Consider the following 15,857-nt stretch of genomic DNA (forward strand, 5'->3'; position numbering starts at 1 on the left):
TGTCCCTGTTTAATGGCTGATCCCGGTGCGGGTATCAAATGTCAGATTCAGCTCAATAAATTCCGCCGGAATTAACAGTGCCAGCCTGATCTTCATGATCATTTTCCCGGCCCGTGGATCTGCTTCGCTCATCGACTCGTCAATCCCCAGTAACACCTCAAATGCCTGATCTTCCTGCGTACCGCGCAGTCCGCCGTTTAGCCATAACTGACGTAACCAGTTGTAAGCCTGACCTTTAAACTTCATCCAGGTGATGGCGTTATTCGGTTCAAACACAAAGGCCCGGCCCAGTTGAGTCATATGGGCTTCGATATAGGAAACCAGACGGCGTGTCTGGATATAGCGCCAGGGAGAATCGGGGGTATTGTCCAGCGTGCGGCATCCCCAGATCTTGATCCCTTTGCCGGGGAAGCTGCGAACCAGATTCAACGAAGGGCCATTCTGGTTAAACAGGGTATCGGCTTCAATGTGAGAGCGTATTGGGCTTATCACCTTGGCTAACGCGACATTCGCGGGGGCATGCCAGACCGCCATTTGGTTATCGTTACGCTGAATGATGGCAGCCACTGCGGCGGTCGGCGAAAGAACAACAGGCTGATTTTGTTCCTGATAAGCACTGTTCAATCTTGGCCAGTATACCGCGCCCCATTGCCGATCACTGGAAGAGAGCTGCGTTAAACATTTCTCGGCCAGAGCGGGATCATCGGGGGCATCCAGCAATCCCATGATGCCGCGTCGGCACTGGCAGAGGCTAAGTACTGATTGCCAAAATTGTAGCCAGAACTGGATTTTGTCGTATTGATCGATTTCTGAATCGGGATCATCCATCTGATTCAGATAGACAATATCGGGGACCACAATCAGCGTGATAGCACTCTGTGCCGAGATCGCTTGTTTAACCCAATCTTGTTGTAGGGTGGTGGTCAATGAGTGAAAATCGCCTCGTGGTTTATCCGATCCTAACGACAGTACATAGGCTTGTTGACCCCCGTTGTCAAAAAAGTGACGCACGGAATAGTATGTTAATCCTGATTCACCAAATGACAGGGTAAAATCGGTCAGGCTGTGGAGCTTGACGGCGGTTTTGTCACTAGCACGATTGTTTTTACTCGGTTGAGTATAGCCGATAAAAACCGGTACACCGATAAACGCCTCATCTTGTTGCTGGGATATCAGGTTCTCCGTAATGGTGACGCCCGGCTGTTTTATTTCCATTCTCATTTCCTTGCCAGAATAGGCGCGGCGAACCGCGCCTCAGTACGATTACTGTGCTACATTTTGCGAAAATTGCAGGATAATAAATTCAGCCGGACGGACCGCCGCCATTCCAACCTTAACCACCATTTTGCCTTGTTTAATGTCAATGTCGGACATGGTGACACCTTGACCAATCTGGACAAAATAGGCTTCCTGCGGGCTATTACCGGCCAGCGCCCCTTGTTGCCAGAGTTGATGGAGATAGTTATCAATCGCTGAGCGGACCCGTTCCCAGGTGGGCTGACTGTTGGGTTCAAAAACGGCAAATCGCATGGCTTGCTTGATATCCCGTTCTGCCGCATTGAATAAGCGTCGAACCGGAATGTAGCGCCAGTTGTCATCATCTTGCAGAGTACGTGTGCCCCAGACGACAAACCCTTTGTTGGTGAAATAGCGAATAGCATTGATACCTTTTTGATTCATGGTGCCTTGCTCATCTTCCGTGAGTCGATCCGCTACATCACTAATCCCGCTGAGAACCACATTCGCTGGTGCTTTCCAGACGCCACGACGAGCATCGGTAGCACAATAGACACCAGCCATGATTGCACTGGCGGGAATGAGTTTTTTGTTATCAGCAATTTTTTGTTTTATTGCCTCGATAACTTGCTTATAGAGTCCTGAGTTTTGCTGTTTGAGCTCTGCCAGATGGGTAACTTTTGCATCCTGATAGCCTGAAACCGTGACGGTATTCTCCTCCACCTGAATAAGTTGTGAGACTTTTACTGCCGGATAATAAGTCGCGGTTTGTGATTGCAGGCTAACGCTAAGTGCAGTTTCTTTATTCGGATTATCCGCGATAAGAAAATATCCGGCCTTTAATAAAGGGGTCAGGTTGCCATATATTGCACTCTGATAAGCAGGATCCTGTTCAGGGCAGACGATCAAGGTAATTTCTAAAGCCTGCTCAATTAACTCAGGGATTAATGCCAGCGTGTTGGTATCTTCTGAATTAGAAATTGGCAGGATATAACAAGGTCCGCCACCATTTTGGAAATAAAGCTTTAAGGCATCACTGCTTGTCGTGTAGGTTACGGTAATCACCTGATGAATGTAATGGGTGCTTTTACCGTCTATGTGAGTAGGCTTTGTTACAGGGACAACTGCTGCATAGTCCTGGACTTCTGCATTAGCTTTAGTTTCTGCATTGTTTTTGGTTTCTGCAATGTGTTTGATTTTTGCATTGCTTTTGTCTTCTACATTATTGTGTTTGTTATCTGCATTACCTTCGCTTTTCTCAGGAACAGAAAGGGAAGGGGGTGGAGTAGACTCAGTTGATTTGATTGCTACCGACCTAATACAACCCACATTGAACAGATTAGTGAAATCCAACCAGCTACTCACGCGTGTTATTTCAGGTGTTGCGCTGATTTTTTTCGGTGAGAAACGGCCAATAAAAACCGGGATTGCCGTGTTCCCTTGGCTAACGGAGAGAGCCAGTGAGGCATCTTCTTCAATATAGACGCCAGGATAAGTTGGTGTAGTTGGCATGTTGCCTCCGATTATTGAGCGATGTTTTGCGTAAACTGCAAGATAATAAACTCGGCTGGACGAACCGCCGCCAGACCCACTTTGACAATCATTTTGCCCTGCTTGATATCGTCATCGGTCATGGTGAGACCTTTACCGATTTGGACGAAATAAGCTTGTTCGGCTTTATTGCCCATCAACCCGCCTTGCTGCCACAAAGTATGGAGATAGTTATCGATAGCGCTGTGGACGGCTTTCCAAGTGGGTTGGCTGTTGGGTTCAAATACCATGGCATTCATGGCATTTTTAATATTTTGCTCTGCACTGTTAAACAGGCGGCGGACCGGGATATAACGCCAGTTATCGCTGTTCTCAAGTGTACGAGCCCCCCAAACCAGCGTGCCGCTCTTAGGAAAGGTACGGATCATATTCAATGCCTTGCCTTGGTTATATTGCGTTTGCAGATCATCGGTTACCGGGTATTTAGGTTGTAAGCCGCCCTGAATAGCAACGTTAGCGGGCGCTTTCCAGACCCCCCGGCTGTTATCGACACTGGCATAAATACCGGCCATAACTGCACTGGGTGGAATATCAATGGCGGCTTTATTTTCTCCCCATTCAGCGGTTAGCCAAGGGTAATAAACTGCGCCATAAGGCGTAGGGGAATAAGGCTTGAGAGCTTTTTCTGGTTCTTTTATATCGGTATCACTTTGTGGGCCGTCAAAAATGGCAAATAACCCTTTGCCCGGCTGACAAAGTTTTCCTGCCACCTCGTTGATCTCTTCTCCGGCAGCAATCAATAATGTCACATCGTCAAGTTTTGGCACTTGTGTTTCTAACTCTTTAGTTTTGACGAGATAGCAATATCCACCGCCGTTAATAAAATAGGCACGCAGTGAAACATCAAGGATATTCTTGGGATCAAATGGTTCGCCTTTTAGTGTTAAATAGTTCATCCAACTACTAACACGAATATAGGGTTTATCTGATATTAATGAACTGTTGTTTGTAATAGCAAAGACTGGTACTGCCGTTGCACTGGAACGAACGGAGAGTGCGGGTGAAGCGTCCTCTTCAATATAAACGCCGGGATAGGAATATGTTGGCATGTTGCCTCCAATTATTGTGCAATATTTTGAGTAAACAGCTTTATAAATGAGTCTTAAGCCGCTTGAATAGTGACTCGATCTGCGGTCAGGCTAATTTCCTGAACCGCGACTTCATTGCTGGTGGCATCAAAAGCAGGAGCGGTTAATGAAGTTGGGAAGGCATTTGCCACGCTCCAGGTCATCAGGATTTCAGTGCCGGCTTCGTTGGTTAAACTAATTGAAATATCTTTTTTCTCGACCTGATTAAGTTGAATAGAATTAAGCCAATCAAAAAGTTTAGTATCACCGGAGAAGACACCTTTACGCAGCGTAATATTGATCGCCTGACGTTGGCCGGGCATTTTATAATAATTACCGGTGCCGTCTTTATATTCGATGACGTCATGAGAAATATCGAGCCCGGAAACACTGTTAAAGGGGACTTTCTCATCACCGATTGAGACAACAAACCGATAAGTAGGGATTGGATATTCAACAGCGATTTGTTCTGGAGTTGTAGACATGATTTATTCCTTGATTGGTTATTTACGTTTAAAAGATAAACAAAGCGTTATAGCCTTGTTTTGATTAATACTGAGGTTTTGATTCGCTCCGAGCTATGGCTATAGCTACCGCAGCAACCTGCCTTATGGCGGTTATTATTTATGCTGAAAAGATTTATTTCGCGATTATTTAGTTCGCATTTAATAAAGCGGCCTGATTATAAGTAATGAATATTTTTAGGGAATATTAATTAATAGTGTGTGATAATTATTAATTGGTATGGTAGGAGTTACTCATTTTAGGTATTAAGCGCGGTTTTATTTGGCTTTGGGGATAGGAAAATTATGAATGAATGATTATTTTCTATTTTGTCGATTAATTGATGATCAAAAGAGTGAGTGGAAAAGATCGTATTGAGCCTATGGTTTGCTTTTTTATGAACTCTGTTCGGATGCAAAAATCAATAATAAACGGTTACATCAGGCGCATGAACATCAAGGTTTTGACGAAACAGAACAAGTTATTTTGTTTCCGCAAACAGCTCACCTAATCGCATTCCCCATGCTCTTAAGGTGTCATTTCTCTCCCTATAAATAAGAACAAAAATGCCGATCTTAAATATCGGCATTTTGCTGTACAAAGAGAAGATTAATTTAATGCTTTAACGTTTCAATTTTATCCCGGCTCAGTCCGGTACTGGTGACAATAATGTCCAAACTCACGCCATGCCGTAATAAGGCACGAGCCGTTTCCAGTTTACCTTCCGCTCGGCCTTCCTTTCGGCCTTGCACAATACCTTGCTCAATACCTTGTTCAATACCCTGCTCAATACCTTGCTCAATACCTTGCTTGATACCTCGCTCAAGCCCTTTTTGTTCAAGCTGTTCTGCAATAGTCATCAACATCGTTTCATGCTCCGGAGATTGCTGTTTCAGTCTGACCGGTTTCAGCTTCGCCGGGCAAACGTAAAAGTAACCATCATCCTGAATAAGAACAAAAATGCCGATCTTAAATATCGGCATTTTGCTGTACAAAGAGAAGATTAATTTAATGCTTTAACGTTTCAATTTTATCCCGGCTCAGTCCGGTACTGGTGACAATAATGTCCAAACTCACGCCATGCCGTAATAAGGCACGAGCCGTTTCCAGTTTACCTTCCGCTCGGCCTTCCTCTCGGCCTTGCACAATACCCTGCTCAATACCTTGTTCAATACCCTGCTCAATACCTTGCTCAATACCTTGCTCAATGCCTTGCTCAATACCTTGCTCAATACCTTGCTCAATGCCTTGCTTGATACCTCGCTCAAGCCCTTTTTGTTCAAGCTGTTCTGCAATAGTCATCAACATCGTTTCATGCTCCGGAGATTGTTCAATCAGTTGATGGACAAATTGTGAGAGATCCGGCGTATGTCCATTCAGTAAAATATAGCGTAACACCACATTGCGCTGCTCAGTTGTATTATACCCCGCATTCAAGAGTTCCACCAATTGGAGGAGCCATTCCTGCATATCCCGACAGCGAATATGTTTTTGCACCAGCTCCATCAGGGCAACCCCTTTATGCGTCAGGATCTCTTCATCGCTGAGCACACTGACGTCCACCAACGGAAACGCCTGACGGTATAAGCGAGCCGCCTGTTCGGGGAGCGTGAAACAATCCAGCCACCGGTTTGAGTAAGGATACGGCCGAATCTCACCATGATAAAACAGCAGAGGTGCCACCAAAGGAAGTTCAGTATGGCCTTTTTTCAGGTGAGCCGCCATCGCTAACATGGCGTAATACATCAGTCGCCAGGCCATCAACGGGTCAGGGGTGGATTGATGTTCAATCAGACAATAGATATAGCCCTGTCCCCGGGCCGTTTCGACCGAGTACAACACATCACTGTGCAGTTGACGTAAATGCTCATCCACAAAACTGCCGGGCTCCAGTTTCAATGTGGCTAAATCACACAACAACTGGATCTCTTCGGGCAAATAAAGGGATAGAAATTCTCTGGCCGTTTCGGGCTGTGTTAAAAAATGTTTGAATAGCGCGTCATGGTGAGGCCGTTTTTCTTTCTTTGCCACAATCTGTTTCTCTGTCTTATTAGTTAGTCATTACCATTTATAGTGTTTTTACCAAGTTACAAAAAACATCTTCGCATATTTTCTCAGGCAAATCTTTACCGAATGCATTAATAGAAGAGCCTAAAGAATCAAATATCAGAAAAGGAAAAACGAGAAAATATTATATTTACAACAACTACTTTATGAAAGCCATTCATTTCAATCAGTTTTTAACTTGCATTCGCATAATGATAATCCTTTTGTCAAAATATCGATTACTTATATTTCCGTTAATCTTGGATGTTCAGATCGCAAAAATTTGTCTGAGTTCTTTCCAGATGATTACTTATTTTGAAGTGTTATTTAGGCAGCAACAAAATCTCTGCTTCAATTTCAGGAAATTCTGTTAGATCTTTATGTATTAAAGATTTCCCATGTGTAATGTTGAGTGACATAAAATAGGCCAAAATCCTCTTTATTTTGCAGGATGTTGTTGACGTAATAATAATTTATTTTATTTTTTCCGGCTAAATCGGGCCATTCCTGGTTTTTGTGGATTGGAAACGAATCCGGGATTTCCAGCGCCGGGTTTCCAGCTTGCTTTCATTTTTGCGCCAATACTATTATAGAATTGCTCCAGTTCATTGATATTATTGGCAATTGTCCATTTCCCTTTACTGACGATAGCAACCGGAAATTCGCCGGGTTCAGCAACGGCTTTAACAATTCCCCCGCGTTCCTTTATCTCTTTTTTTTCTTTATCCATCGCAAAAGCAGGATAGCTTACTTGAGGACCATGCCTGATAACATTATGTTCTATATCTTCAAATGGCCGGTTTGAATCAGATTTAGCGATATATTCGTTAATGCGATCGATAATTTTTTTTTCTTCTGATGAATTGGATGGCACTGAATGTGGCTGAGTGGTGAAACTAATCATGTCATGCATATCATAATCACCGGTGAAAGGCAGCGCAGCCCAGTTCTTTTTTTCTTTTAAAGGAGCCAGACTTGCTTCGAGGTTGTTTAAATCTATGGGATAAATTTTCCCATTGACCTGTCCATTTGGTAAACCGTGACCGCTGCTCATATAAATACCTTCGAGACGTCCCGTTTCTTTATTCCAGTGACCGACATAACCTTCAATACCCGCTTCCCGCACTTTCTTTATGACATCTGAAGCTTCGTTTTCAGGATATGCTTTTTCAATTGAACCGGGTTTAATGGTTTTTTCCAGAATATCATGGCCCTTAGCTGCGGCACCTTTACCCAAAGCTTCGAGTGTTGGTTTACCTGCGGCCCGAAAACTGACAGCAAAATTACCAAGTATGGACGCTTTTTCAATTGCCTCCATATGACCTTCCCAATGACCTTCCCAAATAAATTTTTCCTTAACTTCTTGGCGAACGGAGGAGTCATTAGTCGGAGCATTTGAAAGTGAAAGATGTTCAGTAGAAGAGTTTGATGATGGAGATGTTCTACGGGTATTTTTAGTACTTTGTGTAGGGGTTCTCTGAGAATTAGAATATCTTGGCATATTTATAAATCCTTTATTATAGTTAGATTTGTTATCTGTAGATTTTTTATTTATTTGAAAGGTTTATTTTCCAATGATAGGTTTTAAAATTACAGTTTCCTTTTGCGAAGTTAAAAATCTCACTTCTTGTCCCAATAACCATATCGGTTCTTGTAGGTACCAAGTAATTCTTCTGATTCCAAAGTGAGGTGCTGGCGTAATAAGTTTGGACTGATTGCGAGCTCGTAAGAGAATTCAGTTCCTTTCTCTGCTCCTTCTTTTGCATGGAGTGGCCCCATCCATGCATATCCTTTCTCTCCAAGTTCTTCCAGGAGAAAATTTTTGTCTTCTAGGTTTTTTAACTCGGGAAATGGATTGTCATTCTTTTCGGATTGAGATTGAACATCATTCATTATCTCTTTTGCTTTTTCCCAACCTTCTGTATCGCCTACATAGTAAGAATTAGAATTGTTGTGTGGTTTGAGAACTTTGATATCTTTTGTTACTTTAAATGTGTACAAGAAAACTTTGACTTCTTCTGTATTTTCCAGCAGGTCTTTTCCAGCGTTTTTCAGTAGGTTATTGTAGCTATCTGGCGCTTCATTTGCATATTCATCATAACTTTTTTCTAAGGCGAAATATTGCCCTGCCCACTGTGACTTATTTTTGAGTTTCTCAGCATCCTCAGCTTTACCTAGGTTTAAGTAATCTTGTATATCTTTATGTCGTTTCTCATATTCTGCTAAACCCAGGCTCTTTGCGTTGTCTAAAAACTCTGGGATAGCGGTCGTTTTATATAGAAGAGTACCTGCATTAATGGTACCTGTAGTGACATCTTTTGGTTCTATATCCGGTTTACTTTTCCCTGTATGCTCTAAGTTTATTTCCAAGTGATTATCGGTTTCTGTGTTTTCATGTTTTTCTTCTGTGTTTATTTTATTTATTGTTTGGTTGTCATTTTTACTAGAATATGTGCTGAACATGTTATCACCTTATGATTATTTTAATAAATATATTGCAAGATTTAGCATGGCAAGTGCAATATGCATGACTATGAAAATAAATAGATTGGTATTCTTTTAAATAACTCACTGGATATTTTGTACTTCAATATTCATATGAGAGATTGTTTTTTTATTTATTAAGACTCTATAATTAATCTGACTGAGATAACTTCATCCATTAATTTTGATTAGGTAGGTCAGGTATTTTTCCCCAATTTTTCATATTTTTTCCAATCCTCTAGTAATTTACCATCTAGTTTATTAAATGGTTTACCTTCTGTATAAGCTTATCTTATTTCTTCCAAAGAGGCATGTTTTTATTGAATCATAAATTCAACAATGTTTCCTCCCCATATTTTATTTTCACCGCCTAATCCCTTAGTAAAACAATTGGCAACATAGTCTTTATCGGGTAATATTTGTTTATAAACTTCTCTTGCAAAATAGTCTGTCACATATTCATCATAGTTTAGGTTGTCTGCTCCTGTATCAGTTTGAGACTGTAAGCCTTTATGCTGATGTGATGACGCATGAAGGCTTTCATGAATTATTGTAGATATTATTTTTGCCAAATTGAGCTCAGATTCTCCTTTATTATTCAAATGCGAGTATTCTGGAGAATTTATTCCTATATAAATTTTTCCATTATCAGGATTCGTCCAAGCTATAGGATAACTCGTTATATCTTCATCTTTGTATTCATATTGTCCATATTTTTCATCAGTTTTTTTCATTTCCTCGATTATTCCTTCAACAGTAACGCCTATAAGTTCCAATGGTTCTGTGTCTTCTTTTTTCAATACTTTTTTGATTTTTTCATGAATTTTAGAGAGATCGCCTTATCCTATATAATTATTTATTAGGTGAATGATTGTTTGTTATTTTAGTATAAAAATTAAGTTTAAATCCCAATTAGCTTATCAGCATTTTCTTTAGAAACAACAATGCTAACACCATTTATCTTAACAATAGCCTCTTGACTGCTTTTCCATTTGGTAAGTGTATCTTTTATTTGTGGTAAATAAGTTACGCTAGTAATACCCGAAACTTCAACAATAACACTTTCATTTTCCTGATTTTGATTATTTTCTGTATCAGGTTTGGTTGTCAGATTCACTTTAGCCAAGGCAAGACGTACATCTTCTGTACCGCCTAATTCTACACATAATTTATCTATTAAAGCCTGGTTTATTTGTGAGTTATCCAGATTGGGTTTTTGGTCCACAGAAGCGGATATTTTACTGACTGGGATTACATTGTCTTCAATATTTTTCAATTTCATAGGTACAGTAATGGAATAAAGTAAAGAAAGGCGAGGACGATTACCGAGAGCTTGCCAGAAATTACCCAGACTGTTTAGGTTTTCTTGTTGTGGAATAATTCTGGTATAGGCACCGGGAAGACCGGTTAATTGACGGTTGTTAATTAATGCATTTAAAATGCGAGTCATCACTTGTGCCGCTTGATTATTGGGTTGGCTGTCTGGGCTGGAGCTGTCACTGGAGGGCTTACTGGCATCCCAGTAGGTAATTAAATAGTTACAATTGATATTGACCCATCCCGGTAATAATGTGTTAGTTGATGGGTTATAACGTCTTGATTCGGCAGAACGTAATTGTAGATCTTCATGTATCTCATAAAGAAATACACTGACCGTCGGTTCTGATTGAATGGAATTAATTTCGGGTAGATCAAAACGAATATCAATATTCTGACCAGTAATATTTAAATATTGGGATAAAATGGTATTTAATGCTTGATTAATTTCGATAATCGCGTTATCAGAAGCAATTATGATTGTCATGTTGACTCCAATTCTACTAAGTTTTTAAAAAGCTAGCCGTCCCGTTTTATTTAATTCAAGTATCACGGCTCGTTCTATATGTTTATTTTCGATTTGTTGACAGTTATCATCTGCTGATAATATTGATGACAATAAAGCAATATTCCTGATATTAGCCCCGGTTAAATCAGCCCGTTTAGCCAGATGGGAAAAGTCAATTTCATTGGATAGTGTCAATTGTTCCGGCCAGATTTTTTGCCACATTTTTTTACGTAATTTTTCATCAGGGTAAGTAAAACGAGTAATAAAAGTAAAGCGGCGATTAAACGCGCTGTCAAGGTGGCTACGGTTATTGGTGGCTAAAATCACTAATCCCGGATAATTTTCTAGTCGTTGTAGCAGATAAGAAACTTCAATATTGGCATGTCTGTCTTGGGCATCTTTAGTTTCACTGCGTTTGCCAAATAAAGCATCGGCTTCATCGAAAAATAGTACCCCGGAATCGGCTTCGGCCAGATCGAAAATACGGGAGATATTTTTTTCCGTTTCGCCAATATATTTATTCACTACGGTTGAGAGATCTACTTTAATTAAATCGACGCCAAGATACCCGGCAATCACTTCTGCGGCCATTGTTTTGCCGGTACCTGATTCACCGTAAAATAGCGCGCTAATACCGGTACCGTAGCTGATTTTTTCCTGAAATCCAGCGCTTAGAATTTGGTCACGGTAATTAATGGCTGCGACGATCTCTTTTAACTGTTGCGCTAACATATCTGAAACCACTAAATCGCTAAAACTGCGTTTTGGGGTGATTCGTTGGGCTAATTTACCAAAATTTTGTTGAGCACGGAAACTTAATGCCTTACGTAAATCAGTTTCTTCCAGCTGGCCTTCTGGTTGCCGAATCATTTGGTATTGATGTGCTTCTTCAACAATGAGTGGTAATGTTTCCGCGGTAAAAGAGAAGCGCTGACAAAGCCGAGTAATATTAATTTTTTGCGCGATATTCTCCGGTAAGCTTGCTTTTAGCAAGGTTTGCTTATCCGCCAATGTCGCAATGGGCATATTAATTTGTACCATTGGTTGGTGCTTAATCCAGACTAATATATCTCCCGGCTCTGCCAAGCAAACCACACGTAATTTCGGCTGATTCAACAAAATAGATAAATTGCGATGTAATATTTTCTTTGCCTCTGTAAGCAAAGAAAAATTGCGAATTAATAAACAAGCGTTATGTAGCCGGGTTTCTCGGATTGTATCCGCTAGCAAGTGAGTTATTTCCGTTGGGTTCTCGTCATCTGGCAGAAGGGCTAAATCAAGCGTTAAGGTATTGATGCCATGAGATGCCATAATATTACTGACTGCTAATTCTCTGGCGCTGTCCTGTTTTCCTCTGAGTATGATTAATGGCTGTATTTCGTTGGTGTCATTCAATAATATTTTCTTAAATGAATGATAAAGAGTTTGCGGATACCAATTATGTGGGGCTGGAGTATGCCAATTAGCACAGGTTATTAATGGCGGTAGAATAACTCGTTGCCCCGATAAAAAATGCCATACCGAGTTATGAGTTAAAAATTGTGTTTGTAACCAGATTGGTTCTTCTTGATTATTAAGCCGTAGTAGTTGGTTGTTGATTAATGGTGTTTGCGGTAAAAAACTGTTTTGCAGTAATTGTCGATCACTTTGACATTGGCTAAATAATTCAATCGCTAAAGCAAAACTCGGCCACTGTTTTTTACTGTTACCATTGAGAGCAGCAAATAGTGCATGATAACGGCTGTCAAAATGCGGCAATAAACCTAATAACAAGGTATCCCGTTCAAATTCAGTCAGTTCGAAACGTTCGACTAATAATGACAATGCATCAGGGACAGTATTTTCCTTTGCTGCTGGGTGGCTGATAATATCATCTGGTTTAGTTAGCCAATGGGGAATGCCCTGTGGTCTTGCCAGACGTTGTTCTAATTTATCTTCTGCGAGTAAAAAACTTTCCGGTAAGGAATCGTATTTATCACATTTTTGATAATAGTAATGCTGTAACCGCAAATCGATACGTTCTAAATGGGGATAAATCCAGTGTGATTTTGCCGTTATATCGTGGTTATTTATCAGCGGGTAATCCATATAAACCTTCTAAATATTTTTCCAGTCAATCTTTAAAGGGCGATCCAGCCAGGGAAGTTTGGCGATATTTAATGGCCACGGCCAATCAGCCAACAGCGCATCAAATGGCTGATGCTGGATGGAGATTTTGATTTCTTGCTCGTCTGCCAGTAATTCACCCGGTCGTTGTAAAAACAGTTGACGGACATCATTACGGCTTAATTTTTTCCAGCCGGGAAGTTGGCTGATAACGGCATCCAGCCATTGATCTATTATCAACTGTTTTTCCGGCTCAACAGGAGTTAATTCAATCATTTCGTCGGCCATTAATCCACACAGAACGTTATTCAGTACTTTTCTTTCTGCTGGTCTCTCTTCGGTGCCCCAAATCAGGTAGTCAAGTAAATCAACGGCATTGAACTGAGCCTGATGATGGATAAATTTCTGTGCTTCGAGCAGGCCAAGTTGATTAAACAGTGCGGGTAGCATCGGCCACAAAATTAATATCCCGGCATTATTTACTGGGCGTGGAAAAAGGTGTTCAGGTAATAAAGTCTGTTCAGAGTATGGTTTGTTGATGGTTTGAAGTGGGTTGAGGTTATTTCCTCTAATAACCGATGGGTTATCTGATATTGATAATGCTTGCGGATCTTCGGCAATTACTTTTTGATTTGTCGGATGTTGATATTTCTGATCGTTTGAAGAGTTATCGCCACCCATGGAGGGTTTTATCTCAGATCTATTTTTATCCGTGTGGTTTGGTATAAAGCATGCCAATAGATATTGGTGTTCTTCAACCGACAGGTGCTGTTGGCAAAGCTGTGAAATAGCAACTGTTTGCCAGAGTTGTTTTAGCCAACTATTTAATGGGATATTGTCGGTCATAGCCTGGCGAAATAATGTAATAACAGACGCGGCATTAAGTGTACCGTTATTGAGCTCAGTTGTAATACGCGAGATGATTTTTGCATCGGGTTTAACTAGTTCCTGTGCATTATGTCGCTGTATATATTCCAGTGCATTGAGTATCAGTTGCCCGGAGGAGGCAAGCGCCTCTTGGTGTTGTGGTTTATTTATGTTTTCGGATAATCTGCGGTTGATGGCGCTCAATAAAGCGGGTTGTTTGATAGTTAAAAGCCGTTGCAGGCTATGTTCAGATAAACAGCTTTTTGCTAATAGTAATGCTGATTTGTTGTCTATTCGTGTTAATTGATTTATTAATTTCTTAATCTTGATATCACTGTTTTTATTATTCGCTATTGCCTCCGCTGGATTTAATTGGGGATCTTTTTGATATAAGAAGTGAATGAAATTCTCTGCATTAATAAAGTTATTATCACCAGATAAAGAAGAATTATGGGTGATTTTATTTGGTATTGGTGCATTCAGGTGAATTTCTTCCTTATTATTTATCTGATATTGGCTTAGTGCTTTAATCAGTGCAACCTTGAGGCGAGCAGGAAACAATGAATTAAAGTCGTGAAAATTTATTTCGCCAAGATCCAAGGTTAATGTTTCTAAATAGATATCCTTATTAATAGGATATTGAGTGAATAATGTATTGAATAAGTTATTTATATTGGCTTGATTAAGCAGGGAGCCATGCAATACTTTCTTAGCTACCTGCTGATTGTTAGCCTCAATAGTAATGGTAATCCGATTTAACAGATTTGGCTCCGAAGTCATATTGATATTTCCTTGGTAATGAGTAAATAATAGGTAATTTAAATCTGTATTTGTAGAATAGAATTAAAGTTTCATAATAAAGGCTAATAAGTAATAAGGTGGAATTACATTAACGCTATGATCATGTGAAGGGGATGATGCTGTTGCTGGGTGATTATGTCCTTGTCCTCCTCCTGAGGGTGATGTGTATGCGTATCTCGCGCCATTGGCTGATTGCATTACACTATCCAGATCATTACGTATATATGAAGCATACTCGCTGTAATATTCGGTACCATATTTCATTCCCTTATTAGTCCAATAACCCATACCTCCAATATGGTAATGATAAGGTATTTGTGATTCTGTTAATGTCGTATTTTTCACAGTAACACTAACAGAAACCGTCGTTGATGTTGTATTTCTGGAATAGTTTTTTCCATTTCCACTCCCACTAGCTTTATTACTGCTTTTCCCTGTTTCAGAAATAGTTTCACTGCACATGACAAAACGGCTTCTTAAGTCTGGGGTTCCATGATTACCATCACAAAAAGCCCATCCAGTAGGAGCACTACTACCAGAAAACATCACAATCATTCCTTTAGGGAGTACTGTTTTGGGATCAATACTGACGCCGCTTGAATCAACCGTGATACCGTTACCCGCTTTGACTTTTACACCATTTTTACTCAGGCTCAAACCACTTACACCACTCCAACCATTGTTTGTATTTCCCCCTTCTAATTTCAAATAGAGACCGGAATTATCAGTTGCTACAATACCTCCACCATCCCAATACTTAACAGCTATACCATCCGAATCAACGGAAATACTACCTTTATCTTTAGCCTTAACTTCCACTCCCTTTCCACTAACAGAAATGCCATTACCCGCTTTAACTGAAACACCATCGCTATTAACATTAATCCCATTACTTGCTTTAACTTTTACACCTTCGTTAACTATTTCAATACCATGATAACCATCGACTTCAAGCTGATCGTTATTAATTTTTACCCCTCTACCGGCATTGACTGCTAATCCGTTAGGGTCAGCTAATAAGCTTTTATCCTTAAGTTTTACACTTAATCCGTCTTGATCTGCTTTTAAACCGCCGGTGGAGTTAATTTTTATTTTTAGCCCAGAGTTGTCATCTAGTTCCAACGCTGAATTTGGATTATTAGTTTGATCTGGTGCTTTGCCTACAGCCCGGCGGCCAATATCCGCAATATCAATCAAGTCGGCATAATCGGTTTGTAATGGAATACTGCCTTCTTTAAAACGGCTTTTTAAATCATCGGCTGAAGGACCCGTTGATTTAATATTGGTATTTTCTAAATTGGTTTCTAAATTGGTTTCTGAATTATATGGATTATGTTCTTTTTCCATTTATATCACCTTTTGTATAATGT

At 40.3% G+C, this 15,857-nt stretch carries 12 protein-coding genes and 1 pseudogene; all 13 read right to left on the reverse strand.

The genetic code is table 11. From position 1 onward, the window contains the following. Positions 1-9: 9 nt before the first annotated feature. Entirely contained in the window at positions 10-1,215 is a 1,206-nt protein-coding gene (locus PluTT01m_RS08865) for a phage tail sheath family protein (protein ID WP_011145988.1), read from the reverse strand. Positions 1,216-1,263: 48 nt separating this feature from the next. Further along, the gene (locus PluTT01m_RS08870; protein WP_011145989.1) at positions 1,264-2,748 is read right to left on the reverse strand and encodes a phage tail sheath family protein; all 1,485 of its coding nucleotides are present in this window, start codon (positions 2,746-2,748) and stop codon (positions 1,264-1,266) included. Positions 2,749-2,759: 11 nt separating this feature from the next. Continuing rightward, positions 2,760-3,836, reverse strand: coding sequence for a phage tail sheath family protein (locus PluTT01m_RS08875; RefSeq protein ID WP_011145990.1), 1,077 nt, complete (start codon positions 3,834-3,836; stop codon positions 2,760-2,762). Between the two features lie 53 nt (positions 3,837-3,889). Next, the gene (locus tag PluTT01m_RS08880) at positions 3,890-4,339 is read right to left on the reverse strand and encodes a phage tail protein (protein WP_011145991.1); all 450 of its coding nucleotides are present in this window, start codon (positions 4,337-4,339) and stop codon (positions 3,890-3,892) included. Between the two features lie 633 nt (positions 4,340-4,972). Continuing rightward, positions 4,973-5,257: pseudogene (locus PluTT01m_RS08885) on the reverse strand (ISNCY family transposase); the annotation flags it as partial. A 109-nt stretch (positions 5,258-5,366) separates the two neighbouring features. Then, on the reverse strand, positions 5,367-6,389 hold the full coding sequence (locus tag PluTT01m_RS08890; protein ID WP_011145993.1) for an Rpn family recombination-promoting nuclease/putative transposase: 1,023 nt from the start codon (positions 6,387-6,389) through the stop codon (positions 5,367-5,369). A gap of 493 nt (positions 6,390-6,882) precedes the next feature. Continuing rightward, positions 6,883-7,905 (reverse strand): hypothetical protein, encoded by a 1,023-nt coding sequence (locus PluTT01m_RS08895; RefSeq protein WP_011145994.1) that lies wholly within the window; start codon positions 7,903-7,905, stop codon positions 6,883-6,885. Positions 7,906-8,024: 119 nt separating this feature from the next. Then, positions 8,025-8,867, reverse strand: a complete 843-nt coding sequence (locus tag PluTT01m_RS08900) for a hypothetical protein (protein ID WP_011145995.1) — start codon at positions 8,865-8,867, stop codon at positions 8,025-8,027. 338 nt (positions 8,868-9,205) lie between these two features. Further along, positions 9,206-9,688, reverse strand: a complete 483-nt coding sequence (locus tag PluTT01m_RS08905; RefSeq protein ID WP_011145996.1) for a hypothetical protein — start codon at positions 9,686-9,688, stop codon at positions 9,206-9,208. 101 nt (positions 9,689-9,789) lie between these two features. Further along, complete coding sequence (locus PluTT01m_RS08910) at positions 9,790-10,692, reverse strand: Pvc16 family protein (RefSeq protein ID WP_011145997.1); 903 nt, start codon at positions 10,690-10,692, stop codon at positions 9,790-9,792. Positions 10,693-10,716: 24 nt separating this feature from the next. Beyond that, positions 10,717-12,801 carry an ATP-binding protein gene (locus tag PluTT01m_RS08915; RefSeq protein WP_011145998.1) on the reverse strand — a complete coding sequence of 695 codons (2,085 nt, stop codon included), beginning with the start codon at positions 12,799-12,801 and terminating at the stop codon, positions 10,717-10,719. Positions 12,802-12,810: 9 nt separating this feature from the next. Continuing rightward, positions 12,811-14,466, reverse strand: coding sequence for a contractile injection system tape measure protein (locus tag PluTT01m_RS08920; protein WP_011145999.1), 1,656 nt, complete (start codon positions 14,464-14,466; stop codon positions 12,811-12,813). Positions 14,467-14,529: 63 nt separating this feature from the next. Continuing rightward, the gene (locus PluTT01m_RS08925; RefSeq protein ID WP_011146000.1) at positions 14,530-15,834 is read right to left on the reverse strand and encodes a tail fiber protein; all 1,305 of its coding nucleotides are present in this window, start codon (positions 15,832-15,834) and stop codon (positions 14,530-14,532) included. Positions 15,835-15,857: the final 23 nt, after the last annotated feature.

Origin of the sequence: Photorhabdus laumondii subsp. laumondii (genome assembly GCF_003343245.1) — a bacterium.
GTDB lineage: Bacteria > Pseudomonadota > Gammaproteobacteria > Enterobacterales > Enterobacteriaceae > Photorhabdus > Photorhabdus laumondii.